The organism is Collinsella sp. AM29-10AC, assembly GCF_003469085.1.
In the GTDB taxonomy this organism is placed as follows: Bacteria; Actinomycetota; Coriobacteriia; order Coriobacteriales; family Coriobacteriaceae; genus Collinsella.
This window is the reverse complement of record NZ_QSKB01000054.1, coordinates 1-1,909: the sequence shown is the minus strand read 5'-3', so window position 1 is coordinate 1,909 and position 1,909 is coordinate 1. Positions and strand designations below refer to the sequence as shown.

Below are 1,909 nucleotides of genomic sequence, written 5' to 3'. Positions count from 1 at the left end.
GCGGCCCGCGCTGCATGAGCATGCCCTTCTGGCGCGAGGACCTCTAAGGTTTTCAAAGACCCGTACAGGTCTTACTACAAACATCTAGCTGCCATTAGATGTCTCCCATTGGGGCGGTGCGGATCTTTCGCACCGCCCCATTCATGTTTAATGACGCTAAATGAAGATCAGATAAGGTGGCCATGGATATCAAGACAATCGGTGTTGAGGAATGGCTCAACGTTTTGGAGAAGAGTGCTACCTGGGATATCGCTCAGTCGACGATCTCGTCGCTGACCATGGGCGAGCTTCGCGCACTGGACGAGCAGGACGGCGCCACGTTCTACGAGCGCCTGGATCGCGAGAAGATGAACTACGGCTGGATCGAGGGATCGCCGGAATTTAAGGCCGAGGTCGCCAAGCTGTATCGTCGCGATGTCAATCCCGATCACATTCTGCAGACCAATGGCTGCACGGGCGCCAACCTCAACGCCATCATGGCCGTTGTGGAGCCCGGCGATCACGTGATTGCCGAGTGGCCTACCTATGCGCCGCTCTACGAGATTCCGCGTACGCTGGGTGCCGAGGTCGAGTATTGGGAGCTCCGCGAGGAGCTCGGCTGGAAGCCCGATATCGATGAGCTCAAGCGCTTGGTGCGCCCCAACACCAAGCTCATCTGCATCAATAACGCATCGAACCCCATCGGTACGGCGCTCGATGCCGATATGCTCGGGCAGATTGCCGAGATTGCCCGTTCGGTGGACGTCTACGTGCTGTGCGACGAGGTGTATCTGCCGCTCGAGAACACCGAGTCCTTTATGTCGATGGCCGACGTGTACGAGAAGGCCATTGTCACCAACTCGGTGTCCAAGACCTATTCGACGCCTGCGGCCCGCGTGGGCTGGGTCGTGGCCAACGAAGAGGTGTCCAACCGCATCCGCACATATCGCGACTACACCATGATCTGCGGCGGCGTGTTCAACGACGCCCTGGCGACCTACGTGCTCGAGCACAAGGACAAGATTCTCGAGCGCAACCGTAAGATCGTGTTTGGCAACCGCGATATCGCACAGGCTTGGATTGATACGCAGGACCGCGTCTCCTGGACGGCCCCGCAGGGCGTATCCACCTCGTTTATCCGGCTGGATATTCCCGAGGACGACGAGGAGTTCTGCAAGCGCCTGTTGGCCGAGAGGGGAGTGCTGCTGGTTCCCGGTAGCCGCTTTGAGCTTCCCTGCGGCGCACGCCTGGGCTACTGCCCGAGCGAAGACGTTCTTCGCGAGGGCCTGAGGCTTCTGGGTGAGGCGCTGGCCGAGTTCGATCGATAGGATCACGACTTCCTTCGAAGTCCGTATTCAAATTGGCCGACGATAATCGATAACAGACCCGTTTCCCATGAGGGGGCGGGTCTGTTTTTTATACCGAGAAGTCAAGTTGTTACAAATGAGGCCGTACGGCAAGCTGATATCCGCTGGGCCTTATACTGAGCTTCCGGCGAACGGTACCCAGCGTCTGGTAAACGGTAGCCTGGTTACCAAAAATGAATAGGACAAACTTTTTTGTGAATAAAAATCAAAATGGTTGAGACGTAGCAAGAATTGCGAATTCTATTCATACCTTTGCGTGAAATATGCAAATCGAGGGTGGTTTAAGAAAGATTAGTTCCAATAGATTTTTTGCTTAAAAAAGCGTTTAAGCACGTAGATACACTTTATTAAGTCAAAGTATGCCATGCGTGAAATATATGTGTATGCCGTTCACCCCTCATAAAAAACCGTTCGGGGGCAAGGTGGAAGTATGGGCTGATTTTGGATATAAATATGTCGTCAGCAATAACGCCTCACACGGAGGGGCGCTAACGAATCGGCCCTGACAAGGGCCCGAAAGAAAGGTAGGAGGCCATGACGAAAGGTCTGCACGTGCCTTCCGA

1 protein-coding gene is annotated in these 1,909 nt (G+C 54.8%); it reads left to right on the top strand.

From position 1 onward, the window contains the following. Nucleotides 1-182: 182 nt before the first annotated feature. Nucleotides 183-1,307, top strand: a complete 1,125-nt coding sequence (locus tag DW754_RS10740) for an aminotransferase (protein WP_117759935.1) — start codon at nucleotides 183-185, stop codon at nucleotides 1,305-1,307. Nucleotides 1,308-1,909 lie beyond the last annotated feature (602 nt).